This is a genomic window from Bradyrhizobium sp. (assembly GCF_019242285.1).
Lineage (GTDB): Bacteria > Pseudomonadota > Alphaproteobacteria > Rhizobiales > Xanthobacteraceae > Bradyrhizobium.
The window spans coordinates 1-22,602 of record NZ_JAFAVV010000533.1 but is presented as its reverse complement, the minus strand read 5'-3'; the positions used below and the strand labels follow the sequence as shown (position 1 = coordinate 22,602).

The window sequence follows — 22,602 nt, the reverse complement described above, 5'->3', positions numbered from 1 at the left end:
AGCATGATCAGGCGGCCGATGCGCCGACTGCAACGCCCTTGTCGCTGAACAGCTGCTGCAGCTCGCCGGTCTGGAACATCTCGCGGATGATATCGCAGCCGCCGACGAATTCGCCCTTGACGTAGAGCTGCGGGATAGTCGGCCAGTTGGAATAGACCTTGATGCCGTTGCGCAGCTCGGCCGATTCCAGCACGTTCAGCCCCTTATAGCCGACCCCGATATGGTCGAGGATCTGCACGACCTGGCCGGAAAAGCCGCATTGCGGAAACTGCGGCGTGCCCTTCATGAACAGCACCACGTCGTTCGACTTCACTTCGTTATCGATGAATTGCTCGATGCTCATCTTCGCTTCCTTCCAGGGCACGCGCGGCGCACCCGACCTTGGCTCGTCAGGCCCGTCGGCCCGAACCATTCGAACCTGTCATATATGTATCGCAAGTCTTTGTGCATCCAAAGCTAAATGCCAAAGATCTGACATGCAAAGGGTGGGCCCGGGAGGCGCCCGATCATGGGCTGATGCCGACAATATCATGGCCTGTGAGGACTTTTTTCCCGAAACAGACCACCTATTTAGGACGGACCGAGCGTTTGGAACCAGTTTGCCAGAGCCACGTTCTCTGTCCCGACCGGAGTTCACAGTGACGACATCAGCATCCACTGCGGCCGCGCTGTCCGCCCCTGCCCCGTCACTTTTCGCCGAGTCGGGCAACCTCAGCCAACAGCTCGTGGAAGCCTATCTCGCCGTCCGCGGCGAGACCGAGCGCCGTATGGCCCCGCTGTCCGCCGAAGATCAGGTCGTGCAGTCGATGCCGGACGCGAGCCCGGCGAAATGGCACCGCGCCCACACCACGTGGTTCTTCGAGCAATTCCTGCTCGGCCAACATTGCGACGGTTACCGGCCGTTTCACCCCAACTACGCCTTCCTGTTCAATTCCTATTATGTCAGCGCGGGCCCGCGGCATGCCCGCAACGCGCGCGGTCTTCTGACCCGCCCTGGCGCCGAGGAGGTCACGGCCTATCGTCACCATGTCGACGCTGCGGTGGTGAAGTTCTTCCGCTCCGCAGGCGAGCACACGTTGCGGAAGCTCGCACCGCTGGTCGAGGTCGGACTCAATCACGAGCAGCAGCACCAGGAATTGATGCTGACCGATATCCTGCACGCCTTTGCGCAGAACCCGATTCCGCCCGCCTACGATTCGGCCTGGCGCTTCCCGGAATCGCATCGCGGCGGCGATGCCTGGGTGACGCTCAACGAAGGCATCCACACCGTCGGCCACGGCGACGACAGCTTCCATTTCGACAACGAAAAGCCGGCGCACCGCGCCCTGGTCGGCCCGGTGAAGCTCGCGCGGCACCTCGTCACCAATGGCGAATGGCTCGGCTTCATCCGGGACGGCGGCTACCGCACCGCGACGCTGTGGCTGATGGACGGCTTCGCCGCCGCTGCGCAGGAAGGCTGGCAGGCGCCCGGCTATTGGCGCGAGGTCGACGGCGCCTGGCAGGTCATGACGCTCGCCGGCCTGAAACCGGTCGATCCCGCCGCGGCGGTCTGCCACGTCAGCTATTACGAGGCCGACGCGTTCGCGCGCTGGGCTGGCCGGCACCTGCCGACCGAGATGGAATGGGAGGTTGCCGCCCGCGCCGGCCAGCTCGACGATGCCTTCGGTATCGTCTGGCAATGGACCCGCAGCGCCTATTCGCCCTACCCCGGCTACCGCGCCATCGACGGCGCACTCGGCGAATACAACGGCAAGTTCATGGTCAATCAGTTCGTGCTGCGCGGCTCCTCGCTCGCAACCCCCGAAGGTCACAGCCGTATCACCTATCGCAACTTCTTCTATCCCCACCACCGCTGGCAATTCACCGGACTTCGTCTCGCCGATTACGCCATCTGACGATCGCTCGACGATCATTTGCGCGCGGGATGAGCGCGTTCAGGAGAGTATCATGAATGTGCACGCTACCGCTTTGGCCGACGCGCACCTGCCGGACGAGCAGACCTCGGCCTTCGCCCGCGACGCGATCGAGAAGTTGTCGCAGCAGCCCAAGCGCCTGTCGCCGAAATATTTCTACGACGCGACCGGTTCGGAACTGTTCGAGGCGATCACGCGGCTACCGGAATATTATCCGACCCGCACGGAACTCGGCATCCTGCGCGATCACGGCGCCGACATCGCGAAGCTCATTCCCGAAGGCGCCGCGCTCGTGGAATTCGGCGCCGGCGCCACGACCAAGGTCCGCCTGCTGCTGGAGCAGTGCGCATTCGCCGCCTATGTCCCGGTCGACATTTCCGGCGATTTCCTGAACGCGCAGGCCAGCGCCCTGCGCAAGGATTTCCCGGCACTCGCGGTCTATCCGGTCGCGGCAGATTTCACTGCGCCTTTTGCCCTGCCCGCCGAAATCGCCGACATGCCGAAGGTCGGCTTCTTCCCGGGATCGACGATAGGCAATTTCGAGCCGCACGAAGCTTGCCGATTCCTGCGCATCGCGCGTGAAATCCTCGGCAAGGGGGCGCACATGATCGTCGGCGCCGATCTCGAAAAGGACGAACGCGTATTGTACGACGCCTACAACGACAAGGCCGGCGTCACGGCGCGCTTCAACCTCAATGTGCTGGTACGCATCAATCGCGAGCTCGGCGGTAATTTCGACCTCTCCGCCTTCACCCACCGGGCGATCTACAACCGCGAGAAGCACCGCATCGAGATGCATCTGATCAGCAAGAAGGCACAGACCGTGCGCCTGCTCGGCACCGGCCTCTCGTTCCGGCCGGGCGAAAGCATCCACACCGAGAACAGCTATAAATACAGCCTCGAACGCTTCGGCGCGCTCGCGCGCGCCTCGGGCTGGAAGGCACGGGAATCCTGGACCGACGCGAACGGCATGTTCTCGGTCCATGCGCTCGCGGCGGCGGAATAGTTCTCGCGACAGGGCGACTGCCTCAAGAGAGCGGTAGGGTGGGCTAACTAAGCGACCACACGCCCGGAAGCTCGCCACGCGAAGGCAGGAGCGTGCCCACCATCCCAAGCGATGCTGTCGAGACATGGCGGGCACGGCGCTTTGCGCCTTGGCCCACCCTGCGGCTCCGCTCGGGTTGTGACACGTCCGGCACTGCAAATTGGACGGCGCGTGAGATAGCGCACGGAAAATCCGCCCTGCCGGTGGCAAACTTTCTCCTGTCTGGGGCGACCTAATCGTAGGGACCGTCCGCCGTTGAACCCCGGAGCGAGACACGTGTACAGTCAGCGAAAATGTGTTGGACGCGCAAATTCTATCGAACCTGTCATCATTGCTGACGTTTCTCCGCTGCGCCCGGTTTTCAAGCCGTTGATGAAACGAATTCTGGTTCTGGTAGCATTTTGCTGCGCCGCGTTTCTGGCCCCCACCGACCGCGCTGCCGCTGATCCGGCCTCCGACCGCGACATGGCCAATCGCTACATGCAGGCCGCGCAATCCGGCGACGACGACGCGCAGTTCTATGTCGGGGCGCTCTACGCCGCCGGCGTTGGGCTGCAGCGCTCGGATGAAGAGGCTTTCCGCTGGTTCTCGCGCGCCGCCGATCATGGCCACTCGCACGCCATGCTGATCCTTGGCGGCCTCTACGCCATCGGACGCGGCGTGCCGAAGGACAACGTCAAGGCCTACAAATGGGCCTATCTCGTCGCCTCCGGCTCCAAGGTCGACGAGTTCCGCAACGGCGCCCGGCAATTGATGGGCCTGCTGGAAACCCGCATGACGGCCGACCAGATCAGCCAGGCCAGGTCCGACGCCAACCGCTGGCATGCGACGGCGGCGGCGCCTCCGCCTCAGGCCCCCGCCGCGGCCGAGACCGCGCGGGCAGCACCGCTGCAGACGGCTGCACCTGCCGTCTCGAGCCCGCCGGCGCCTCCGGTGTCCAATCCGCCGCCAGCCGCGAAGGTCGCGGCGAAATCGGAGGACCTCGCCGCGAACATCAAGACGGGTGACATCGACAATCTGATCGATCAGGTACCGCACGGTTTGCGCAAGCGGTTCGGCTTCTAATTGGGGATAATGCCATGAAGATCCTTCGCCTCCTCGGAATCGCGATCCTGCTGACGGTCGCCGGCGGCGGTGGATACTATGCCTATACGCACTATCTCCATGTCGAGACCGTCACCACGAGCATCGCCCGGGTCGCGCCCGTTTCGGAGGCGATCTACGGCACCGGCACGGTCGAGCCGCAACGCTGGGCCAAGGTGGTGCCGCTGCAGCGCCGGCGTCTGATCGAGCTCTGCAGTTGCGAGGGGCAGAATGTGAAGGCCGGCCAGGTGCTCGGCCGCCAGGACGACGCCGAGGAGCGCAGCGAACTCCAGCAGCTCGAGGTCAACAGCGATCAGCTTCAGCGCGACCTCAACCGCGCCGAGCAGGACCGCGGCAAGAGCGACGCCGCGCAACGGGAATATGAGCAGCGCTGGACCCAGTTCCAGGAATCCAAGTCCAGGATCGCGGCGCAGAAGGTGCGGCTCGACAGCCTGGTGTTGCGGGCACCACTCGAGGGCATGGTGTTGCGGCGCGACGGCGAGGTCGGCGAAATCGCGGGTCCTACCGACGTGCTGTTCTGGGTCGGGCCGCCGACACCGATGCAGGTCGTCGCCGAGGTCAACGAGGAAGAGATCAACCGCATCGCGGTCGGCCAGAAGGCCTACCTGCGCAGCGAGGCCTTTCCCGGCCTGCCGCTTCGCGCCAACGTCGCGCAGATCACCCCGAAAGGCGACCCGACCCGCAAGACCTTCCGCGTCTACCTGTTGCTGCCGCAAGACACGCCGCTGAAGATCGGCATGTCGGTCGAGGCCAACATCATCTTCCGCGAGAAAACCCAGGCGATCGTCGTGCCTGCCGAGGCGGTGGCCGGGGACGCCGTGCAGACCGTCAACAACGGCAAGCTGGAACGCCTGCCGATCCGGCTCGGCGTGCGCGGCAGCCGCAATGTCGAGATCATTGGCGACGTGTCGCGGGGCATGGCTGTGCTCTCGCCGGCACGGCCCGATCTCGCCGATGGCACGCGGGTTCGCGTCGAGAGGAGCACGGCGAGGCCCGAGCCCGAGACGGTCGAGGCGCCGGATACGGCCGCCGAGCCCGCTGCGCCGCTGCCCCAGACCCGCGATTCGGCGAGCCCGCCCGTCATCGCTGCCTCGGCCCCCTCCGCCACCGCGACCGTCGCCCCAGCCGACCCCGACGCCGCCGTGATTTCCTCGGCGATTTCGGCCCATGTCGATTCCGTCGTCAGCGACGCGCGGCGCAATGTCGCCAAGCTCGGCGCTGCCCGATGATCGCCCCTGCCATGCATGTGAACTGATGCCCGCGAACCTCCTCGTCGATATCGCCTGGACCCACGTCACGAGCCGCGTCCGCCAGACGCTGGTCGGCATGGCGGGCGTCGCCATGGGCGTCGGCTTCACCATCATGATGGCAGGCCTGATGGAAGGCTCGCAGATCGATTTCCTGCGCCAGCTCGTCGACACCATGCCGCATGTCACGGTGCAGGACGACCGCCGTTCGGTGCCGATACAGCCCGCCGAGCAGGAATACGGCGCGGTGCAGATGTCGAACGTCGCCAACCTCAACAGCCGCCCGGGCATCAGATACCCGGAATCGGTGATGGCCTCGCTGCGGTCGTGGATCCCGGGCGATGTCGCCCCGTCGGTGCGAACCACGGCGATCATCGATCACGGCGGCGGCCGCCTCGGCGTCACCCTGACCGGCATCGATCCGCGGCAGGAAATCCGGGTCTCCAAGCTTGCCTCGCAGATGCGCGAGGGGCAGATCGGCGATCTCTCCCGCGCGCCGAACGCGATCATCATCGGACAGGCGCTCGCCGAGAAGCTCGCCGTCAAGGCCGGCGACACGTTGCTGCTGATCGGCGGCCAGGGCGTCCAGGTCACCTCGACCGTGGTCGGCGTGTTCCGCTCCGGGCTGAAACGCGTCGATGAAGGCCAGATCTACTCGCTGATCAACCTCGCCCAACTGATGATGGGCCAGAGCGGCGTCATCAACGAGCTCAGGCTGCGCCTCAACGATCCCCTGATCGCGCAGAAGATTGCGACGCAGGTCGAGGGACAGACCGGCTACAAGTCGGTATCCTGGCAGGAGGCGAATTCCGATCTGCTGTCGAGCTTCTCGGTGCGCGACTTCATCGTGCTGACCGTGATGGGCGCGATGCTGTTGACCTCGTCGTTCGCGACCTACAACATCATCTCCACCATCACCCATGAGAAGCGCCAGGATATCGCGATCATGAAATCGCTCGGCATGCGCGAGACCTCGGTGCGGCGCATCTTCATCTTCGAGGCCGCCATCATCGGCGTGGTCGGCATCCTCGCCGGATGGGTGATCGGCTACCTGCTCTGCTACGGCTGGTCGAAGATCACGATCTACAATACGCTGACCGGCACCACCGTGCCGCTGTCGATCTACTACTCGCCGACCCATTATCTAGTCGCCGGCGGCATCTCGCTGCTCTGCTGTACCGGCGCGGCATTCTTCCCCGCCCGCAAGGCGACGCGGGTGCATCCGGTCGAGATCATCCGGGGGGCGTCATGAGCGAGGTGGCGTTGCAGGCGACGGGACTGGTGCGGCGGATCGAGGGCGACGTCTCGCATATCCTGGTCAACGGCATCGACCTCTCCGTCAACAAGGGCGAGTTCCTGGCGATCACCGGCCCGTCTGGGTCTGGCAAGTCGTCGCTGCTCTATCTGCTCGGCCTGCTCGATGCGCCCAACGAGGGTGACGTCATCATCTGCGGCCAGCCGACCTCGAAACTGTCGGAGTCAGAGCGCGCCGACGTGCGGCTGACACGATTGGGCTTCGTGTTCCAGTTCCACTTCCTGCTGCCGGAGTTCACCTCGCTGGACAACGTCATCCTGCCGATGCGCGCGGCCGGCAAGATGAGTGAGAAGGACATGCGCGAGCGCGGCCTCGAGCTGCTCGCCTCGCTGGGCCTGAAGGAGCACGCGAGCAAGCGTCCCAACCAGCTCTCCGGCGGCCAGCGGCAGCGCGTCGCGATCGCGCGGGCCTTGTCCAACCGCCCGGAGATCATCGTCGCCGACGAGCCGACCGGCGCGCTGGACACCGCCTCGACCGAGCAGGTGTTCTCGATCCTGCGCGAGATCGCCGACAACGGCCGGACCGTCGTGGTCGTGACGCATGATCCAGCGCTCGCCGCACGCGCCGACCGCCGCGTCCACATCGTCGACGGCAAGATTCACGAGACCTTCGTCGGCGAGCGCAAGGCTGCCGAGGCTGCCGTCACGGCGGACGTGACGACTGCCGAGCCGTAGCGCGTGATGCCTTTGGGATGAAACAGCTCAACGCAAAATTCCGTTCACTTCTCCCGTCCGTCACGGAGAGGTCGGATCGCATCGTCAGATGCGATCCGGGTGAGGGGCGAGGCACGCCGTTGCAAATAGCAAGTTTTTCGAAGACCGCGATCCCACAACTGGCATCGAACGTGACGAGAGAGCCCCTCACCCCAACACTCCCCGTGAAGAACGAGAGGGAGCGTACATTCAGCGCGGCTCAAGTGAGTCTCATCATCCAGCATATCCGGACCAAACAATGAGCAAGCGATGGCTTCAGGTGGCAACCGCCATTCTCGCGCTGATCCCGATCGGCACCGGCATCGTCACGATGCTCGGCATCTCTGATCCGATCTACGCCTCGGGCGGTGTTCCGGCGCTTCCGATCCTGGACAGCAACCTCCGCTTCTTCGGGGGCTTCTGGCTGGGCCTCGGCATTGCGCTGCTCTGGCTGGTGGGCGACATCGAGAACCAGACGGTGCTGTTCCGCGCGATCTGGGGAGCGATCTTCCTCGGCGGCATCGGCCGGCTGCTTTCCATCATCCTCATCGGCTCGCCTCCCCTTCCATTCATCGGCTTCACCGTGCTGGAGCTGATCGGCGCGCCGCTGTTCGTCTACTGGCAAAGCCGGGTCGCACACGACGCCACTGGATATCGATAGCACCGGCCACGCCGCCTATTCCCTCACGGGCGCTCGCAGCGACAGCGATTCCCAGACGGCGACCACGATCAGGATCGCGGTGGTCACGGCCGACAGCATCAGCGGCGACAGCGCGAGCGAGACGTACGACAGCACGGCGAACGCAATAATGCCGATGCCATGGGAGAGTTGCAGGAAACCGCGGATCACGTGCTTGAACAGAATGGTGCCGACCAGGAACAGGACCGGACCGCCGATCGCGGTCAGCGCGACCTTCGGGTCGGCATGGCCGAGCGGATGCTTCAGCACGACCTCGTCGGCGACCGCCGACAGGATGATGCCGGCGACGATCGGCATGTGCAGATAGGTATAGGCCGAGCGCGCGAGCCGGCCGGACTCCGATGATTTCGAGATCAACTCGGAGCCGGCTTCGGCGCCCTTGTGGAAATAGATCCACCACATCGCGATGCTGGCGACGAAGGCGCAGGCGAATGCGCCGACGCTCTCCGGCGTCCAGTTCAGCTCGGCGAAGGTCGCGCCGTTGACGACGATGGCCTCGCCGAGCGCGATGATGATGAAGCCGGCGCAGCGCTCGGCCATGTGGCCGCCCTCGACATACCAGTCCGTCACCGCCGACGCGCCGTATCCCGGGGTCCAGAACCGCGCCAGCGGCGAGACATATTCGATCACCAGCGCCACGCCCCACAGCCACAGCCGCGACGGGCCTTCCGCGATGCCGCCGGCGATCCAGAACACCGCGGACGCGGAGAGCCAGACCAGGATGCGGAGTGCGTTCCGGCGCGCGGCGGTCCGGTGCGGGGTCGACAGCAGCCAGAACAGCGTGCGGCCGACCTGCATCGCGGCATAGGCGCCGGCGAACCACAGGCCGCGCGTGTCGAACGCGTGCGGGATCGAGGTCGACAGCAGGAGGCCGCCAAGCATCAGGAAGAACAGGAGGATCCGGACGGGCGTCAGCTCCGGATTGAGCCAGTTGGTGACCCAGGTGGTGTAGACCCACACCCACCACACCGCGAGAAAAAGCATGGTGGTCTCGACGGCGCCGAGCACGGTGAAGTGCGCCAGCAGCGTGTGCGAGACCTGCGTGACCGCGTAGACGAAGACGAGATCGAAGAACAGCTCGGCATAGGTGACGCGGCTGTGCTGGTTCGGCACGATGGGGCGAAACAGCCGGCCGCGCTCCTCCACCATGCCGCCCCGCCTTTCGAGGCGCTAGCGCTCGGGCACCCCGGTCTGCAACGCCAGCGCGTGCAGCACGCCCCCCATCTGGCCGCGCAGCGACTGGTAGACGATCTGGTGCTGCTGCACGCGTGACTTGCCGCGGAAGGATTCCGAGATCACGGTGGCGGCGTAGTGGTCGCCGTCGCCGGCCAGATCGCGGATCGTCACCACCGCATCGGGGATCGCCGCCTTGATCATCGTCTCGATATCGCGCGCGTCCATCGGCATTCCCGTCGTTCTCCCTCTACCGCGATCGGTTGCGGCCGCCTTCGGAACTTAGCGCGGATGGCCTTTCAGGTCACGCGGCAGGGCACTATATTCGGCACATTCTCATCGCCAAAGCTGCCCGATCATGGCGGCCGATCACAACGGACTGAGCATAAGGGCTCGAATCATGAAACTTCCCGGCCCCGACCACCCGATCACCATTACCGCGAATCCCAAGCGCGTGCGCGTCCTGGCCGACGGCGTCGTGATCGCCGACACCACCCATGCGCTGACGCTGAAGGAAGCGAGCTATCCTGCTGTGCAATATCTGCCGCGCGAGGACGCCAAGATGGCCCTGTTGCAACCGACCGAGCGCGTGACGCATTGCCCCTACAAGGGCGACGCGAACTATTTCAGCATCGTCTCGGACGGCAAGACGCTGGACAACGCGATCTGGACCTATGAGAAGCCCTTCCCGGCGATGGCGGAGATTTCCGGCCATCTCGCGTTTTACCCCGACAAGGTGAAGATCGAGGAAGTCGCCTGATCCGTCTCGCCCTGATCGGGACATGCCAATGCCCGGCAAGCCGCCGGGCATCGCGTGCTGCGTTTGCGAATGTCCGTTACACCCTGAAGATGGTCAGACCCAGGATCAGGAGCACCAGGAAGATCACGAGGAAGATGTAGAACAGGATGCGGGCAACATCGGCCGACGCGGCTGACACGCCGGTGAAGCCGAGGATGCCGGCGACGACCGAGATCACGAAGAAAAGCAACGCCCATTTCAGAAGTGTCACGACCCGTTTCTCCCGTTTCTCCAGACTTGAATGACCCAGGCTCGGGCGCCCACCGACGCGCCGGCGAAACCTGTTAGTCTAACTGCCGATGGGGGAACCGGTTCCAAGCTGGCGGCGACGGCGTTGAAGCGGATGTGAGCGAAAGGAACCGCAAGGCGTGTTATGGTTCCCAAACGAGTCTCGCTCCCCGGCACCTGCAAGCCGTGGGAAGCTGGCCCGGGGGCCATCATGACAACGATCTCCGAGACGATAGCGCCCGCGCAGACGCGTGCGGTGCCCGCAACCAAGGCGCGCAATGCCTCGCTCGACCGCGCCCGCACCTTCCTGACGCTGGTGGTGCTGCTGCACCACGCGGTCATTCCCTACACCTATTTCGGTCACACCGATCCGACGTCCTTCATCGGCTTCGACGTGATCGTGCTCGCCACCGACAGCTTCTTCATGGCGATGTTCTTCTTTCTCTCGGGCTTGTTCGTGTGGCCGGCCCTCGTCCGGAAGGGCCCGATCGGCTATCTGCGGGACCGTCTGATCCGGCTCGGGCTGCCGTTCGCCATCTGCGCATTCACGGTCATCCCACTCGCCTATTACGCGATCGCGCTACGCCAGAACCCGGACGAGAGCTTTGCCGCGTTCTGGTGGAAGACCGTCACGGTCGGGCCATGGCCGAGCGGGCCGATCTGGTTCCTCTGGGTGCTGTTTGCCTTCGACCTGGTCGCAAGTGTTGGTTATCGGCTCTCGCCGAACCTGCTGGACCCGATCAACCGGCTGTCGCGGCACGGAGCCAAACATCCCGGCCAGTTCTTCGCGGTGCTGCTCGCGGTGACCGCGGCGTTCTACATTCCCGGGCGCATGTATTTCGGCGCCGGGAGCTGGTTCGCGTTCGGTCCATTCTCGGTCCAGCACGGCCGCGTGATGCTCTATGCGACCTATTTCTTTTTCGGCGCCGGAATCGGCGTAGCCGGCCTCCCCGGCGGCCTGCTGTGCACCGAAGGCCGGATGGCGAAGAGCGGCTTGGGCTGGATCCTCACCGCCCTCGTCCCTTATTGCCTGATGTGGGTGATGGTGTATGTGAAGCGCGAGATTCTCGGCAATCCGGTATGGCTGCCGGACTGGTACGAGGCGCTGTACGGCCTGTTCTTCGCCTCGTTCAGCGTCGCCATCATGTTCGCGATCCTGGCCTACTTCCTGCGCTTCAAGCAATCAGGCTGGAGCATTCTCGATCCGATGCAGCCCGACGCCTACGGCATGTTCCTGGTGCACTACCCGATCGCGCTGTGGCTGCAATATTGGCTGTTCGACGTCGACATCCCCGCGGTCGCGAAGGCACTGACCGTGTTCGTGCTGACGATCCTCCTGAGCTGGGGCGTCACCGCCGCACTGCGCCGGCTTCCCGGCGCAGGCCACGTGCTGTGATGTAGCTGGGATGAGCGCAGCGACATCCGGGAATTATTGGCTACCGATTCCCGGATATCGCCTCGCTCATCCGGGCTACGATCTCTACGACGCCGAGACCGCGCTCGCGGCCTGACGAATGACATCGAGCACCACGTCCGGCTTCGACAACATCGGGACGTGGGACGATGCGACCTCGGTCGTGGCGGCGTTCATGCGTTTCGCGACGAAGTGTTGCAGATCCGGGTGAACGGTCTGGTCCCGGGTGGCCAGGACATACCAGCTCGGCTTGGATTTCCACGCCGTGCCGTCGACCTTCTGGTTGAGGAGGTCCGCCACCGGTGCCCCTTGCGTCGCATACACGAGCTGCTGCTCCGCCTCGGGCAGGTCTCCCGCAAAGTGCTTGACGCCGCTCTGCTTGAGCCAGATGCGCCCCTCCGGCGCCTCGATATGGCCGAACACGGCCGACGTTGGAAACTTGCCGAGCAGGCTCTGCGAGGTTTCGTCGGCATCCGGCGCAAGCGCGGCGATATAGACGAGCCCGGCGACCCGTGCATCGGTGCCCGCGTGCGTGATCAAGGTGCCGCCGTAGGAGTGGCCGACCAGGACCACCGGGCCGGGAACGCGGGCGAGGCACGCCTTCACGGCGGCGACGTCGGTCGCGAGTGAATCGAGGCCGTGCTGACTGGCCATCACGTCGTGGCCTTCGGCCTGGAGCGTCGGGATCAGCTTGCCGAAGCACGACCCATCAGCCCAGAGACCGTGCGCAAAAACGATGCTTGGTTTGGTCATGATAGTCTCTCTTCGTTGTGTGAAGTCGCGATAGCCTCAGGTCCTATCGCATCATCGATACAGCCGACAGAGGGCGACGACGAGAATCGGGCGAACACGAAAAATGCGCGCCAGTGGATAAGGCATCGGTTTGCGAGCGAAGCATCGACTCGTCGCAAGGCGCGGAATCAACTCGTCCGTGATTTCGCTACGTAGCCCGGATGAGCAAAGCGATATCCGGGGATCTGTGTCACGTGGCTCCCGGATATCGCTGCGCTCATCCGGGCTACGGTCGCTCAGGAAGCCGCGCCGCTCATATAGGCCGGCAGCCAGCGCTCGAAGGCTTCGCGGAGCGAGGTCACCGAGATAACCGCGTCGTCCGCGAGCGCGATGGCGTCGCCGCCGGTGGTGCCGATGCGCGTGCAGGGCAATTCGCAGCCCCGCATCTTGGCGAGCACGCGGCCGGCCTCCGCCTCAGGCACCGTCACGATGTAGCGTCCCTGGTCCTCGCCGAACCAGTAGGCGCTCGGCACGATCGCGGCGGGCGCCGGCACCAGCCGCGCGCCGATATGGCCTGATATCGCCATCTCGGCCAGCGCGATCAGCAGCCCGCCGTCGGAGATGTCGTGCACCGCGGTCGCGGTGCCCGCATGGATCATGCCGCGCACGGCGTCGCCGTTGCGCTTCTCGGCGGCGAGATCGACCGGCGGCGGCGCGCCCTCCTCGCGGCCGCAGATGTCGCGCAGATAGACCGACTGGCCGAGCCAGCCATGAGTCTCGCCGATCAAAAGGATCGCCTCGCCCTCGGCCTTGAACGCCAGCGTCGCCGATTTGGTGAAATCGTCGAGCAGGCCGACGCCGCCGATGGAGGGCGTCGGCAGAATGCCGCGACCGTTGGTCTCGTTGTAGAGCGAGACGTTGCCCGACACGACCGGGAAGTCGAGCGCGCGGCAGGCTTCGGAAATGCCCTTCAGGCAGCCGACGAACTGGCCCATGATCTCCGGCCGCTCCGGATTGCCGAAATTGAGATTGTCGGTGATCGCGAGCGGCTTGCCGCCGACGGCGGTGACGTTGCGCCAGGCTTCCGCCACCGCCTGCTTGCCGCCCTCGAACGGATCGGCGTCGCAATAGCGCGGCGTGACGTCGACGGTGAGCGCGAGCCCTTTCGGCCCGTCCTGCACCCGCACCACGGCGGCATCGCCGCCGGGGCGCTGCACGGTATTGCCCAATATGACGTGGTCGTACTGCTCGAAGACCCAGCGCTTCGAGCACAGTTCGGGGCTCGCGATCAGCTTCTCCAGCGCCGGAATGATGCCCATCGGTGCCGTGATGTCGCGCGCATGAATCACCGGCAACGGGGCGGAGGCCACATGCGGCCGGTCATAGACCGGCGCCTCGTCGCCCAGCTCCTTGATCGGCAGGTCGGCCATCACGTCGCCACCATGCCTGACGCGAAAACGCTTGCTCGGCGTGGTGTAGCCGACCACGGCGAAATCGAGGCCCCACTTCCGGAAGATCGCCTCGGCCTCCTTTTCCTTCTCGGGCTTGAGCACCATGAGCATGCGCTCCTGGCTTTCCGAGAGCATCATCTCATAGGCGCTCATGCCGGTCTCGCGGGTCGGCACGGCGTCGAGATCGAGGTCGACGCCGAGATCGCCCTTGGCGCCCATCTCGACCGCGGAGCAGGTCAGCCCGGCCGCGCCCATGTCCTGGATCGCGATCACGCAATCGGCGGCCATGATTTCCAGGCAGGCCTCGAGCAGAAGCTTCTCGGCGAAGGGATCGCCGACCTGCACGGTCGGCCGCTTCTCCGCCGAATCGTCGTCGAATTCGGCCGAGGCCATCGAGGCGCCATGGATGCCGTCACGGCCGGTCTTGGAGCCGAGATAGACGATCGGCATGTTCACGCCGGAGGCCGCCGCATAGAAGATCTTGTCCGCATCCGCGAGGCCCACCGCCATCGCATTGACCAGAATGTTGCCGTCATAGCGGGTGTGGAAACGCACCTGGCCGCCGACCGTCGGCACCCCGAACGAGTTGCCGTAGCCGCCGACGCCTGCGACCACGCCGGAGACGAGGTGCCGGGTCTTGGGATGCTCCGGCGCGCCGAAGGAGAGCGCGTTGAGGCAGGCAATGGGGCGCGCGCCCATCGTGAAGACATCACGCAGGATGCCGCCGACGCCGGTGGTCGCGCCCTGGTAGGGCTCGATGTAGCTCGGGTGGTTGTGGCTCTCCATCTTGAATACGACGGCGAGCCCATCGCCGATATCGATGACGCCGGCGTTCTCGCCCGGCCCCTGGATCACCCAGGGCGCCTTGGTCGGCAGTCCGCGCAGGTGGATGCGCGAAGACTTGTAGGAGCAGTGCTCGTTCCACATCGCCGAGAAGATGCCGAGCTCGGTGAAGCTCGGCACCCGCCCGATCAGCTTCAGGATGCGCTCATACTCGTCGGGCTTGAGCCCGTGGGCGGCGACCAGCTCGGGGGTGATGGGCGGTTCGTTGCTGTGCATGGGCGTTCTTAAGAAGTTAGGCCGGGGCGGAAAAGGCCTTTTAGGGCGCCTTTGCCCGCTGTCCAGAGCTTTGGGACACAGGGTTTGCACTTCAGGTCAGGATCGGATTTAAGACCTGTATCCATCAAATAAAGAGACACATCGCGTGGACGATCTCACCCGAACGGCATTCCTGAACCGCCCCGACCTGCATGTCGGCACCGAGGGCGAGTTCGCCGGCTGGCGGACCTGGAGCCGCGACAATTTCGAGACCCATAACGGGCCGTTCTGGCACCGCATGGAGGACGACGGCTCGATCCGCAGCGCGTTCCGGGTCGAGAAGAAGCACCTCAATGGCGCGAAGAACGTCCATGGCGGCTGCTTCATGTCGTTCGCCGACTACTGCCTGTTTGCGACCGCAGCCACGCTCTTCGAGGGGCCGGGCGTGACGGTCTCCTTCGCCTGCGAATTCCTCGATGCCGGCTACGAGGGCGAGCTGGTCGAGGGATTTGTGGAAGTGACCCGCGCCGGCGGCTCCCTGATCTTCCTGCGTGGCGAGCTGAAATCCGGCGAGCGGCGATTGTTCACCTTCTCCGGCACGATCAAGCGGCTGAAGCCGCGGACGTCCGCGGCCAAGCCGTGACGCGCCCCCTTCTCTACTGCACGCTCACCAGTGTCAGGTCGACAAACCAGGACTGCGGCGAAACAAAACCTTTGACCTTCGGGCTCATGGCGCGCGGGTTGAGGTCGTGGACGATGAAGAGCCAAGGCGGATTGTCGACCAGGCGCTCATGCGCCATGCGATAGGCCGCCTCGATCTCCTTCGGATCGGTCGAGGTCTCGATCGTCTTCAGCGCCGCATCGAACGTGTCGTCCTTCCACTGCTCGAAATTGAAGCCGTTGGGGGCAAAATTCGTGGACGAGAAATAGCGCGCCATCACCCCGACATCCGACGACGGTGAGGAGACGTTGAGCGCCATCGCGCCCTGGAGGCTGGGGCTGTCGGGCGCGGCGCGGCCCACGGTCAGCAGCACCTGCCATTCGACGACATCGACGTCGACATTGACGCCGCAGGCCTCCTTCAGGTTCTGTTGCAGGTATTCGTTCATCGGCAGCGGCAGCATCTGGCCCGAGCCCGAGTTCGAGATCATCACCTTGAACGACAGCGGCTTGGCGGGCGTGTAGCCGGCCTCCACCAGCAGCGCCTTGCCTTTGGCCGGATCGAACTTGTAGCGGTTCTCCGGCTTGCCGAAATCTTGATCGCCGGCCTTCAGCCAGCCGACCGACGGCTCGGCGGTGCCGTTGAGCAGCGCGACGAGACCGTCGCGGTCGATGCAGTAGTTCAGCGCCTGCCGCACCTTGACGTCCTTGAACGGGCTGTTGGTGGCGCCGATGTTGTAGAACCAGGGCCAGTCATGCGGATAGGAGCCGGTGGTAATGGCATAGCCGGCCGATTTCAGGGAATCGATCCCATCCGCTGGCGGGACCTCGATCCAGTCGACCTGCCCGGAGCGCAGCGCCGCTAGCCGCGAATTCGCCTCCGGGATCGGCATCAGCACGACGCCGTCGACCTTCGGAAGCCTGCTTTCGTCCCAGTAGTCGTCGAAGCGCGCGAGGTCGGCCTCCTGCCGCGGCACGACCTTGGTGATGCGGAACGGACCCGTGCCCGCCGCCGGCAGGGCCGCGACCTTGGCCCAGTCATGGCCCGCTTTCTCGTACGAGGTGGGCGAGGTGAAGAGGACGTAGACCATCATGTAGGGCAGATAGGAGGCAGGCCGCGTGGTCGAGATCGCGACCGTGAAATCGTCGATCTTCTTGTAGCTCGCCATCAGCGGCACGCGTGCCTTGCTGATCGCAGCACCCGAAGGCTCGAATTGCGGACTGCCGGCGTTGAAATAGCGGTCGAGATTCCAGATCACGGCATCGGCGGTGAAGTCGCTGCCATCATGGAATTTGACGCCGTGGCGGAGGTGGAAGATCCAGGTCTTGGTGTCGGCGGGATCCTGCTCCCAGTTCTCCGCGAGCCCCGGGCGAAGCACGGCCAGACGGTCGGTGCGGGTCAGGTCCCACAGCACCAGCCCCTCGAAGATCGGGTAGCCGAGGAAGCGCATGCCCTCGAAGCCGTTGTTGGGCATCCCGGTCGCGGTCGGGATGTCGGCCGCCGTCATGCCGATCCGCAGCGCCGTGCCGGCCCGCGCGAACGGGCTGCCCAACAACAAGGCAGCGAGTGCCATCGGGCAAAACAGCTTCCGGAAAAATGCGTTGTGAATCTGCATGATATCTCCAATCCCACGCCACTGCGAATGCCGGGATTGGAGCAAGTTCCGGGCCAGAAAGGCTTCCCCGCCCTCCGATCTTGAGGTCAGACCACCAACTGCTTCTCAGCAATCGACAGCCACTCGGCCTGCGCATTGCGCACGTAGCGTGGCGCGCGTCTCATCTGAAGCAGCAGCTCGTTGAAGACCAACCGGGCCTCCTGCTTGCGGCCGACCAGCTTGAGCAGGAGCCCGTAGCGCACGCGCGCCTCGGCGCCAGGAAAATAGGCTGCAACGGCATGAAACTCTTCGAGGGCTTCCTCCGTGCGTCCGACTTCCGCGAGCGCCCGCGCGTAGAGCAGGTGTCCCTCTGCCGACTGATAGTCCGGCCATTTTCGCTGCAACTCATCGAGCGTCTCGATTGCCTCTGCAGGCCGCTTCCCGGCAAATTGCGCTTCCGCCTTTCGAATCATGAAGAGGGGTTCATCGCCCATCGGCAGCTTCAGGACGTGATCGTAGTGCTTCTCGGCCTCGGCAAAGCGCGCAACCTTCAGGCACTCCCCCGCAAGCTCGGAACGGTTCGCGATGGTGTCGGCTGCGGCCAGGAGATCCGATAGTTCGCGATAGCGCTTCTCGGGATCGAGCCGGTTGGCGACGCGGTGGCGCGCCCGTTGCACGTCGTGGCTGCCGAGCCACTCCGGGATCAGTTCGACCGCGAGATAGGCGAGCGCGCCCAATAGGGGCACCATCAGGATGATGAACGCCCAGGGCTGCAATCGCCCCGTTCGCGACGCGTGATAGATCAGCGAAATATCCAGGAGCAAGACGACGAGCGCGACGGGCACGGCGAATTCCTCGGCAATGGAAGGCTACTGTTGCCTTCCTTAGCCCGGGATCGACCAGAGAACAACCCGATACCGTTGCACAGCGGCCACACCAGGCGCTGGATCATGAACTCAGGTCGACGGCACTACGCCGCCTGATCGAGATGCATCATCAGCCCCGCGAACAGGCCGCGTCCGTCGGTGCAGCCCATGATGTCTTCGACGTGGTTCTCGGGATGCGGCATCATGCCGAGCACGTTGCCGTTTTCGTTGACGATGCCGGCGATCGAATGCGCGGCGCCGTTGATGTTGCCGGCCTCGTCGACCGCGCCATCGGGCGAGCAGTAGCGGTACAGCACCCGTCCCTCGCCTTCGAGGCGTTTCAGCGTTTCCTCGTCCGCCTCGTAGTTGCCCTCGCCATGCGCGACCGGGACGCGGATCACCTGCCCGGCATTGTAGCCGCGCGTGAACGGCGAGTCGGAGCGCTCCACCCGCAGGTGAACGTCCTTGCAGATGAATTTCAGCCGCGCGTTGCGCATCAGCACGCCGGGCAGGAGCCCGGCCTCGCAGAGGATCTGGAAGCCGTTGCAGACGCCGAGCACGAGGCCACCCTTGGCGGCGTGATCGCGCACCGCGTCCATCACCGGCGCCCGCGCGGCGATCGCGCCACAGCGCAGATAGTCGCCGTAGGAAAAGCCGCCCGGCACGACGACGAGATCGGTGCCCGCGGGCAGCACGGTATCGGCGTGCCAGACCATTGCCGGCTCATGCCCGGAGATCAGTTTCAGCGCGCGCGCCATGTCGCGCTCGCGATTGATGCCGGGAAAGACGAGAACGGCGGATTTCATAGAGTGGGAGCGTCGTTCAATTCGAGGCGTCTTTCGATTCGATCGAGACGCCCCTCGTGCCGGACCAGAGTCGCGTGCATCCCTGAAATCTCCTGAAATACGCTGGTGATTTCATGGCGAATGCCGTTCTGTGAGGTTCGCAACGCGAGCGCTTCTTGCTTGAGCTCGTCGATCTTGCCATCGACCTGCGCCAACCTCGCCTGGATCGATCTCAACACCTCAAACATCAATTCAGCCGTTACTTCGGCCATCCCTTCCACCCTCAAGGCTTCATGTCGATCGCATAATTCTCGATCACGGTGTTCGCCAGCAGCTTGTCTGCGGCGTCCTTCAACGCCGCCTCCGCCTTGGCGCGGTCGGCGCCGGCAAGCTCGATGTCGAACACCTTGCCCTGGCGGACGCTCGCGATGCCATCGACGCCCAGCGATTTCAGCGCGCCCTCGATCGCCTTGCCCTGGGGATCGAGGATGCCGGACTTCAAGGTGACCGTCACGCGCGCTTTCACGTCGAAACCTCTAGCTCTTGACCAGGACCGGGCCGGAGCCCGCGGGACGCTCGTTCTCCATCAGGATGCCGAGCCGCTTGGCGACCTCGGTATAGGCCTCCAGCAGGCCGCCAAGATCGCGGCGGAAGCGGTCCTTGTCGAGCTTCTCGTTCGACTTGATGTCCCACAGCCGGCAGGAATCCGGGGATATCTCGTCGGCGACGATGATTCGCATCATCTCGTTCTCGAACAGCCGACCGCATTCCATCTTGAAATCCACCAGCCGGATGCCGATGCCGAGGAACAGCCCGGTCAGGAAGTCGTTGACGCGGATGGCGAGCGCCATGACGTCGTCGATCTCCTGCGGCGTCGCCCAGCCGAACGCGGTGATGTGCTCCTCGGAGACCATCGGGTCGTTGAGCTGGTCGTTCTTGTAGTAGAATTCGATGATCGAGCGCGGCAGCTGCGTGCCCTCCTCGATGCCGAGCCGCTGCGACAGCGAGCCCGCCGCGACATTTCGGACCACCACCTCCAGGGGCACGATCTCGACCTCGCGAATCAGCTGCTCGCGCATGTTGAGCCGGCGGATGAAGTGGGTCGGCACGCCGATGTCGTTGAGGTGCTGAAACAGGTATTCCGAAATCCGGTTGTTCAGGACACCCTTGCCTTCGATCACCTGATGCTTCTTGGCATTGAACGCGGTCGCATCGTCCTTGAAGTGCTGGATCAAGGTTCCAGGCTCTGGCCCTTCATAGAGAACCTTGGCTTTGCCTTCATAAATGCGGCGTCGACGGCTCATAGGGATGTACCGTGTGTTGTTGAAATCCATGAATCTGGTGTGCTCCGATGACAAGGACCGGGACCGCGGCGGAGCTGCCGCGCGAGCCAGGAACCCCTGGAAACAGAACGAGAACCCGGCCTCTTGACAAGCTAGCTGATTGCCCCCTCCAGCACAATCGATCCGGCTCCGGGAGGGGCGGTTTTACCGGTCCCCCTGCGGCCTTCTGGCCGTTGTTTCCATCAATCCTTCCCGGTATCTAGGCGCGTCAGAGGTCCGTCGCAACGAGGCCGGGCACCCCCGTTTAAGTGGGATAGTTAAGGGCAGGACGCTTAACCATGACGACGTTCGACAAACGCGAGGAAGCTTTCGAGAAGAAATACGCGCTCGACGAGGAACTGAAGTTCAAGGCGGGAGCCCGCCGTAACCGGATGCTCGGGCTGTGGGCCGCCGAGAAGCTCGGAAAAAGCGGCGCCGACGCCGATGCCTATGCCAAAGAAGTGATCGCCGCCGAGTTCGAGGCCGCGGGCGGCGCCGACGTGGTCCGCAAGGTCATGGGCGATCTCACGGCCCAGGGGCATGCGATCGGCGAGCAGGAAATCCGCGCCCGCATGGACGAGTTCACCGCGCAGGCCGTGGCGCAGGTGAAGGCGGGAAAGTGACGCGCTTCACCCGCTCTGGTTGCTATTTCAAGGTGATCTGAAGGTTCAGCGTTCCGTTGACGGTGTAGCCGTCCGGCTGCTGCGATCCGTAGGACTGGCGGTTGAGATTGCTGGTGACCGCTTCCAGCCTGCAATCCTTCGCGATCACCTCGCGAAGCAGATCGCATTCGTGCGCCGCCATGTCATAGACCATGCGGCGCGCGCGATCGCGCAGCTTCTGCGCCTCCTCGCCTTCCCCGGTTGGTCCCGGCATGAACAGGTTGATGGTGCTTTGGACGCGCACCGAACCTTCCTGACGCGGAGAACCACCGGACTGCTCGAGAATGATGCGCTGCCCCTGTGCCAGCACGGGAGTCATCAGAAGCAGCGATCCGGCTCCTGCTGCAAGAAGGCGCGTTGCGAACGTCATGGCGATCTCCGTGAAGTCACGCGAGACCGTAGCGACCATTGATTGCCGCAATGAGAATTCCGGCCTGCTAAAGCCGAGGCATCACTTCATCGGGAATTAACCGCCGGTCCTATCCTTCCTTGAAGCCGTATTCCGGCACGTTGCCGCTGGCACCGTAATATTTGTACGGCAGGAACTTGCCGCTCATCGTGATCTTGACGCGGTCGCCCTTCGGGTTGGGCAGGCGCTCCATCACCATGTCGAAATCGATCGCGGACATGATGCCGTCGCCGAACTCCTCCTCGATCAGCGCCTTCCAGGCCGGCCCGTTGACCATCACGAGCTCGTAGAAGCGGTAGATCAACGGATCGGTCGGCGGCATTGGGATGCCCTCGCCGCGCATCGGCGTCTCGTTCAGCATCGCGGTCTCGGATTTCGACAGGCCGAACAGCTCGGCCGCATTGGCGGCCTGCGGTTTTGTCAATTTCATCTGGCCGAGAATGGCGCCGACGATCAGCACCTCGGAATAGCCGCCGATCTTGTCGCAGACGTATTTCCAGCTCCAGCCCTTCTCGCGCTTGATGTCGAGCAGCTTCTCGGTGAGGTCGGATCGCTTCATGGCTCGTTGTCTCCCTGGCTGGTGAAATCTAGCGCGCGAGCGCCTGCGACTGGCCGGTCTCGAGGATCCTCGGCGCGGAAACGACGGCGGGCTCGGCGCGGCCGATCCGCACCACCGGCACGCGGCGCGGATCGTGGCCGGGCGTCTGGGCGGCAAAGCCCCGGCTGCGGCTGACAAGGAAATCGAGAATGTGGTTGCGCAGCGGGTAGTACAGCGGATGGCGGTGCAGGTCGGCGCGGCCGCGCGCCTTCGGCAGCGGGTTTTCCGCGATCTCGGCCAGCATCGCACCGGGGCCGTTGGTCATCAGGAAGATGCGGTCGGCGAGATAGATCGCCTCGTCGACGTCATGGGTGATCATGAAGGCGGTCTGCCCGGTCTCCAGACAGATGCGGCGCACCTCGTCCTGCAGCGTGCCGCGCGTCAGCGCGTCCAGCGCCGAGAACGGCTCGTCCATCAGCATGATCTTCGGCGCGATCGATAGCGCCCGCGCGATCCCGACACGCTGCTTCATGCCGCCGGACAATTCCGACGGGTGCTTGTGCTCGGCGCCGGCAAGCCCGACCAGGTCGATGAAGGCCTGCGCATGCGCTCTCACTTTGGCGCGATCCCAGTCGCGCCATTTCGAGGTCACGGCATAGGCAACGTTGCCGAGCACGCTGCGCCAAGGCAACAGCGCATGGCTCTGGAAGATCACGGCGCGGTCGAGGCTCGGGCCCTCGATCGCCTGACCGTCGACGATCACCGCGCCCTCGCTCGGCGCATCGAGGCCGGCCAGGATGTTCAGCACCGTGGTCTTGCCGCAGCCGGAATGGCCGATCACGCAGGCGAACTCGCCGCGCGCCATCGAGAGCCAGAGATTTTCGAACACGGTGGTCATGCCACCGCCCGTGCCG

General features: G+C 64.5%; 26 protein-coding genes. 11 read left to right on the top strand and 15 right to left on the bottom strand.

The window, feature by feature from the left end; genetic code table 11:
• Positions 1-7 precede the first annotated feature (7 nt).
• Positions 8-343 (bottom strand): Grx4 family monothiol glutaredoxin, encoded by a 336-nt coding sequence (grxD, locus tag JOY90_RS21240; protein WP_291693069.1) that lies wholly within the window; start codon positions 341-343, stop codon positions 8-10.
• 295 nt (positions 344-638) lie between these two features.
• Here grxD and egtB point away from each other — a divergent pair, with 295 nt between their 5' ends.
• The 7 genes from egtB to JOY90_RS21205 all read left to right on the top strand — a co-directional run bounded on the left by egtB (position 639) and on the right by JOY90_RS21205 (position 7,977).
• Positions 639-1,895, top strand: coding sequence for an ergothioneine biosynthesis protein EgtB (egtB, locus tag JOY90_RS21235; RefSeq protein WP_291693068.1), 1,257 nt, complete (start codon positions 639-641; stop codon positions 1,893-1,895).
• Positions 1,896-1,947: 52 nt separating this feature from the next.
• Entirely contained in the window at positions 1,948-2,919 is a 972-nt protein-coding gene (gene egtD, locus JOY90_RS21230) for an L-histidine N(alpha)-methyltransferase (RefSeq protein WP_291693067.1), read from the top strand.
• Positions 2,920-3,330: 411 nt separating this feature from the next.
• Positions 3,331-4,023, top strand: coding sequence for a tetratricopeptide repeat protein (locus tag JOY90_RS21225; protein WP_291693066.1), 693 nt, complete (start codon positions 3,331-3,333; stop codon positions 4,021-4,023).
• A 14-nt stretch (positions 4,024-4,037) separates the two neighbouring features.
• Positions 4,038-5,291, top strand: a complete 1,254-nt coding sequence (locus tag JOY90_RS21220; RefSeq protein WP_291693065.1) for an efflux RND transporter periplasmic adaptor subunit — start codon at positions 4,038-4,040, stop codon at positions 5,289-5,291.
• Positions 5,292-5,316: 25 nt separating this feature from the next.
• Positions 5,317-6,561 carry an ABC transporter permease gene (locus JOY90_RS21215; RefSeq protein ID WP_291693064.1) on the top strand — a complete coding sequence of 415 codons (1,245 nt, stop codon included), beginning with the start codon at positions 5,317-5,319 and terminating at the stop codon, positions 6,559-6,561.
• Entirely contained in the window at positions 6,558-7,298 is a 741-nt protein-coding gene (locus JOY90_RS21210; RefSeq protein WP_291693063.1) for an ABC transporter ATP-binding protein, read from the top strand. The genes JOY90_RS21215 and JOY90_RS21210 overlap by 4 nt, the downstream gene beginning before the upstream one ends.
• 277 nt (positions 7,299-7,575) lie before the next feature.
• Positions 7,576-7,977 carry a DUF4345 domain-containing protein gene (locus tag JOY90_RS21205; RefSeq protein WP_291693062.1) on the top strand — a complete coding sequence of 134 codons (402 nt, stop codon included), beginning with the start codon at positions 7,576-7,578 and terminating at the stop codon, positions 7,975-7,977.
• A gap of 15 nt (positions 7,978-7,992) precedes the next feature.
• Here JOY90_RS21205 and JOY90_RS21200 read toward each other — a convergent pair whose 3' ends face one another.
• Positions 7,993-9,165, bottom strand: a complete 1,173-nt coding sequence (locus JOY90_RS21200; RefSeq protein ID WP_291693061.1) for a low temperature requirement protein A — start codon at positions 9,163-9,165, stop codon at positions 7,993-7,995.
• A 21-nt stretch (positions 9,166-9,186) separates the two neighbouring features.
• Entirely contained in the window at positions 9,187-9,423 is a 237-nt protein-coding gene (locus JOY90_RS21195; protein ID WP_291693060.1) for a BolA family transcriptional regulator, read from the bottom strand.
• Between the two features lie 166 nt (positions 9,424-9,589).
• On the opposite strand from JOY90_RS21195, the gene JOY90_RS21190 reads away from it, so the two are divergent.
• Complete coding sequence (locus tag JOY90_RS21190; RefSeq protein ID WP_291693059.1) at positions 9,590-9,949, top strand: DUF427 domain-containing protein; 360 nt, start codon at positions 9,590-9,592, stop codon at positions 9,947-9,949.
• A gap of 76 nt (positions 9,950-10,025) precedes the next feature.
• Here the strand turns inward: JOY90_RS21190 and JOY90_RS21185 are convergent, their stop codons facing one another.
• Positions 10,026-10,199 carry a DUF1328 domain-containing protein gene (locus tag JOY90_RS21185; protein WP_291693058.1) on the bottom strand — a complete coding sequence of 58 codons (174 nt, stop codon included), beginning with the start codon at positions 10,197-10,199 and terminating at the stop codon, positions 10,026-10,028.
• Between the two features lie 228 nt (positions 10,200-10,427).
• Here JOY90_RS21185 and JOY90_RS21180 point away from each other — a divergent pair, with 228 nt between their 5' ends.
• The gene (locus tag JOY90_RS21180; protein ID WP_291693057.1) at positions 10,428-11,612 is read left to right on the top strand and encodes an acyltransferase; all 1,185 of its coding nucleotides are present in this window, start codon (positions 10,428-10,430) and stop codon (positions 11,610-11,612) included.
• Between the two features lie 84 nt (positions 11,613-11,696).
• Here the strand turns inward: JOY90_RS21180 and JOY90_RS21175 are convergent, their stop codons facing one another.
• Both JOY90_RS21175 and purL read right to left on the bottom strand, forming a co-directional pair.
• Positions 11,697-12,383 carry an alpha/beta hydrolase gene (locus tag JOY90_RS21175; RefSeq protein ID WP_291693056.1) on the bottom strand — a complete coding sequence of 229 codons (687 nt, stop codon included), beginning with the start codon at positions 12,381-12,383 and terminating at the stop codon, positions 11,697-11,699.
• 275 nt (positions 12,384-12,658) lie between these two features.
• On the bottom strand, positions 12,659-14,872 hold the full coding sequence (purL, locus tag JOY90_RS21170; protein ID WP_291693055.1) for a phosphoribosylformylglycinamidine synthase subunit PurL: 2,214 nt from the start codon (positions 14,870-14,872) through the stop codon (positions 12,659-12,661).
• A 145-nt stretch (positions 14,873-15,017) separates the two neighbouring features.
• Here purL and JOY90_RS21165 point away from each other — a divergent pair, with 145 nt between their 5' ends.
• Complete coding sequence (locus JOY90_RS21165; RefSeq protein ID WP_291693054.1) at positions 15,018-15,494, top strand: PaaI family thioesterase; 477 nt, start codon at positions 15,018-15,020, stop codon at positions 15,492-15,494.
• Positions 15,495-15,507: 13 nt separating this feature from the next.
• On the opposite strand, the gene JOY90_RS21160 is transcribed toward JOY90_RS21165, so the two are convergent.
• The 6 genes from JOY90_RS21160 to purC all read right to left on the bottom strand — a co-directional run bounded on the left by JOY90_RS21160 (position 15,508) and on the right by purC (position 20,061).
• A complete protein-coding gene (locus JOY90_RS21160; RefSeq protein ID WP_291693053.1) occupies positions 15,508-17,127 on the bottom strand; it encodes an ABC transporter substrate-binding protein in 1,620 nt (539 codons plus the stop codon).
• A gap of 86 nt (positions 17,128-17,213) precedes the next feature.
• Complete coding sequence (locus JOY90_RS21155) at positions 17,214-17,951, bottom strand: tetratricopeptide repeat protein (RefSeq protein WP_291693052.1); 738 nt, start codon at positions 17,949-17,951, stop codon at positions 17,214-17,216.
• A gap of 125 nt (positions 17,952-18,076) precedes the next feature.
• The gene (gene purQ / locus JOY90_RS21150) at positions 18,077-18,778 is read right to left on the bottom strand and encodes a phosphoribosylformylglycinamidine synthase subunit PurQ (RefSeq protein WP_291693051.1); all 702 of its coding nucleotides are present in this window, start codon (positions 18,776-18,778) and stop codon (positions 18,077-18,079) included.
• A complete protein-coding gene (locus tag JOY90_RS21145) occupies positions 18,775-19,029 on the bottom strand; it encodes a hypothetical protein (RefSeq protein ID WP_291693050.1) in 255 nt (84 codons plus the stop codon). The genes purQ and JOY90_RS21145 overlap by 4 nt, the downstream gene beginning before the upstream one ends.
• An 11-nt stretch (positions 19,030-19,040) precedes the next feature.
• A complete protein-coding gene (purS, locus tag JOY90_RS21140; RefSeq protein ID WP_291693049.1) occupies positions 19,041-19,283 on the bottom strand; it encodes a phosphoribosylformylglycinamidine synthase subunit PurS in 243 nt (80 codons plus the stop codon).
• Positions 19,284-19,293: 10 nt separating this feature from the next.
• Positions 19,294-20,061, bottom strand: a complete 768-nt coding sequence (purC, locus tag JOY90_RS21135) for a phosphoribosylaminoimidazolesuccinocarboxamide synthase (protein ID WP_291693048.1) — start codon at positions 20,059-20,061, stop codon at positions 19,294-19,296.
• A 317-nt stretch (positions 20,062-20,378) separates the two neighbouring features.
• Between purC and JOY90_RS21130 the strand changes: the two genes are divergently transcribed.
• A complete protein-coding gene (locus JOY90_RS21130) occupies positions 20,379-20,702 on the top strand; it encodes a DUF1476 domain-containing protein (protein WP_291693047.1) in 324 nt (107 codons plus the stop codon).
• Between the two features lie 22 nt (positions 20,703-20,724).
• Here JOY90_RS21130 and JOY90_RS21125 read toward each other — a convergent pair whose 3' ends face one another.
• The 3 genes from JOY90_RS21125 to JOY90_RS21115 all read right to left on the bottom strand — a co-directional run bounded on the left by JOY90_RS21125 (position 20,725) and on the right by JOY90_RS21115 (position 22,586).
• On the bottom strand, positions 20,725-21,111 hold the full coding sequence (locus JOY90_RS21125; protein ID WP_291693046.1) for a hypothetical protein: 387 nt from the start codon (positions 21,109-21,111) through the stop codon (positions 20,725-20,727).
• Positions 21,112-21,220: 109 nt separating this feature from the next.
• Entirely contained in the window at positions 21,221-21,709 is a 489-nt protein-coding gene (gene cynS, locus JOY90_RS21120; RefSeq protein WP_291693045.1) for a cyanase, read from the bottom strand.
• 28 nt (positions 21,710-21,737) lie between these two features.
• On the bottom strand, positions 21,738-22,586 hold the full coding sequence (locus tag JOY90_RS21115; protein WP_291693070.1) for an ABC transporter ATP-binding protein: 849 nt from the start codon (positions 22,584-22,586) through the stop codon (positions 21,738-21,740).
• Positions 22,587-22,602 lie beyond the last annotated feature (16 nt).

Bases quoted from the DNA above. Each gene is read 5' to 3' on its own strand.
- grxD (WP_291693069.1), bottom strand. From the start codon at position 343: ATGAGCATCGAGCAATTCATCGATAACGAAGTGAAGTCGAACGACGTG.
- egtD (WP_291693067.1), top strand. From the start codon at position 1,948: ATGAATGTGCACGCTACCGCTTTGGCCGACGCGCACCTGCCGGACGAG.
- JOY90_RS21225 (WP_291693066.1), top strand. From the start codon at position 3,331: ATGAAACGAATTCTGGTTCTGGTAGCATTTTGCTGCGCCGCGTTTCTG.
- JOY90_RS21220 (WP_291693065.1), top strand. From the start codon at position 4,038: ATGAAGATCCTTCGCCTCCTCGGAATCGCGATCCTGCTGACGGTCGCC.
- JOY90_RS21215 (WP_291693064.1), top strand. From the start codon at position 5,317: ATGCCCGCGAACCTCCTCGTCGATATCGCCTGGACCCACGTCACGAGC.
- JOY90_RS21210 (WP_291693063.1), top strand. From the start codon at position 6,558: ATGAGCGAGGTGGCGTTGCAGGCGACGGGACTGGTGCGGCGGATCGAG.
- JOY90_RS21205 (WP_291693062.1), top strand. From the start codon at position 7,576: ATGAGCAAGCGATGGCTTCAGGTGGCAACCGCCATTCTCGCGCTGATC.
- JOY90_RS21200 (WP_291693061.1), bottom strand. From the start codon at position 9,165: ATGGTGGAGGAGCGCGGCCGGCTGTTTCGCCCCATCGTGCCGAACCAG.
- JOY90_RS21195 (WP_291693060.1), bottom strand. From the start codon at position 9,423: ATGCCGATGGACGCGCGCGATATCGAGACGATGATCAAGGCGGCGATC.
- JOY90_RS21190 (WP_291693059.1), top strand. From the start codon at position 9,590: ATGAAACTTCCCGGCCCCGACCACCCGATCACCATTACCGCGAATCCC.
- JOY90_RS21180 (WP_291693057.1), top strand. From the start codon at position 10,428: ATGACAACGATCTCCGAGACGATAGCGCCCGCGCAGACGCGTGCGGTG.
- JOY90_RS21175 (WP_291693056.1), bottom strand. From the start codon at position 12,383: ATGACCAAACCAAGCATCGTTTTTGCGCACGGTCTCTGGGCTGATGGG.
- purL (WP_291693055.1), bottom strand. From the start codon at position 14,872: ATGCACAGCAACGAACCGCCCATCACCCCCGAGCTGGTCGCCGCCCAC.
- JOY90_RS21160 (WP_291693053.1), bottom strand. From the start codon at position 17,127: ATGCAGATTCACAACGCATTTTTCCGGAAGCTGTTTTGCCCGATGGCA.
- purQ (WP_291693051.1), bottom strand. From the start codon at position 18,778: ATGAAATCCGCCGTTCTCGTCTTTCCCGGCATCAATCGCGAGCGCGAC.
- JOY90_RS21145 (WP_291693050.1), bottom strand. From the start codon at position 19,029: ATGGCCGAAGTAACGGCTGAATTGATGTTTGAGGTGTTGAGATCGATC.
- purC (WP_291693048.1), bottom strand. From the start codon at position 20,061: ATGAGCCGTCGACGCCGCATTTATGAAGGCAAAGCCAAGGTTCTCTAT.
- JOY90_RS21130 (WP_291693047.1), top strand. From the start codon at position 20,379: ATGACGACGTTCGACAAACGCGAGGAAGCTTTCGAGAAGAAATACGCG.
- JOY90_RS21125 (WP_291693046.1), bottom strand. From the start codon at position 21,111: ATGACGTTCGCAACGCGCCTTCTTGCAGCAGGAGCCGGATCGCTGCTT.
- cynS (WP_291693045.1), bottom strand. From the start codon at position 21,709: ATGAAGCGATCCGACCTCACCGAGAAGCTGCTCGACATCAAGCGCGAG.
- JOY90_RS21115 (WP_291693070.1), bottom strand. From the start codon at position 22,586: ATGACCACCGTGTTCGAAAATCTCTGGCTCTCGATGGCGCGCGGCGAG.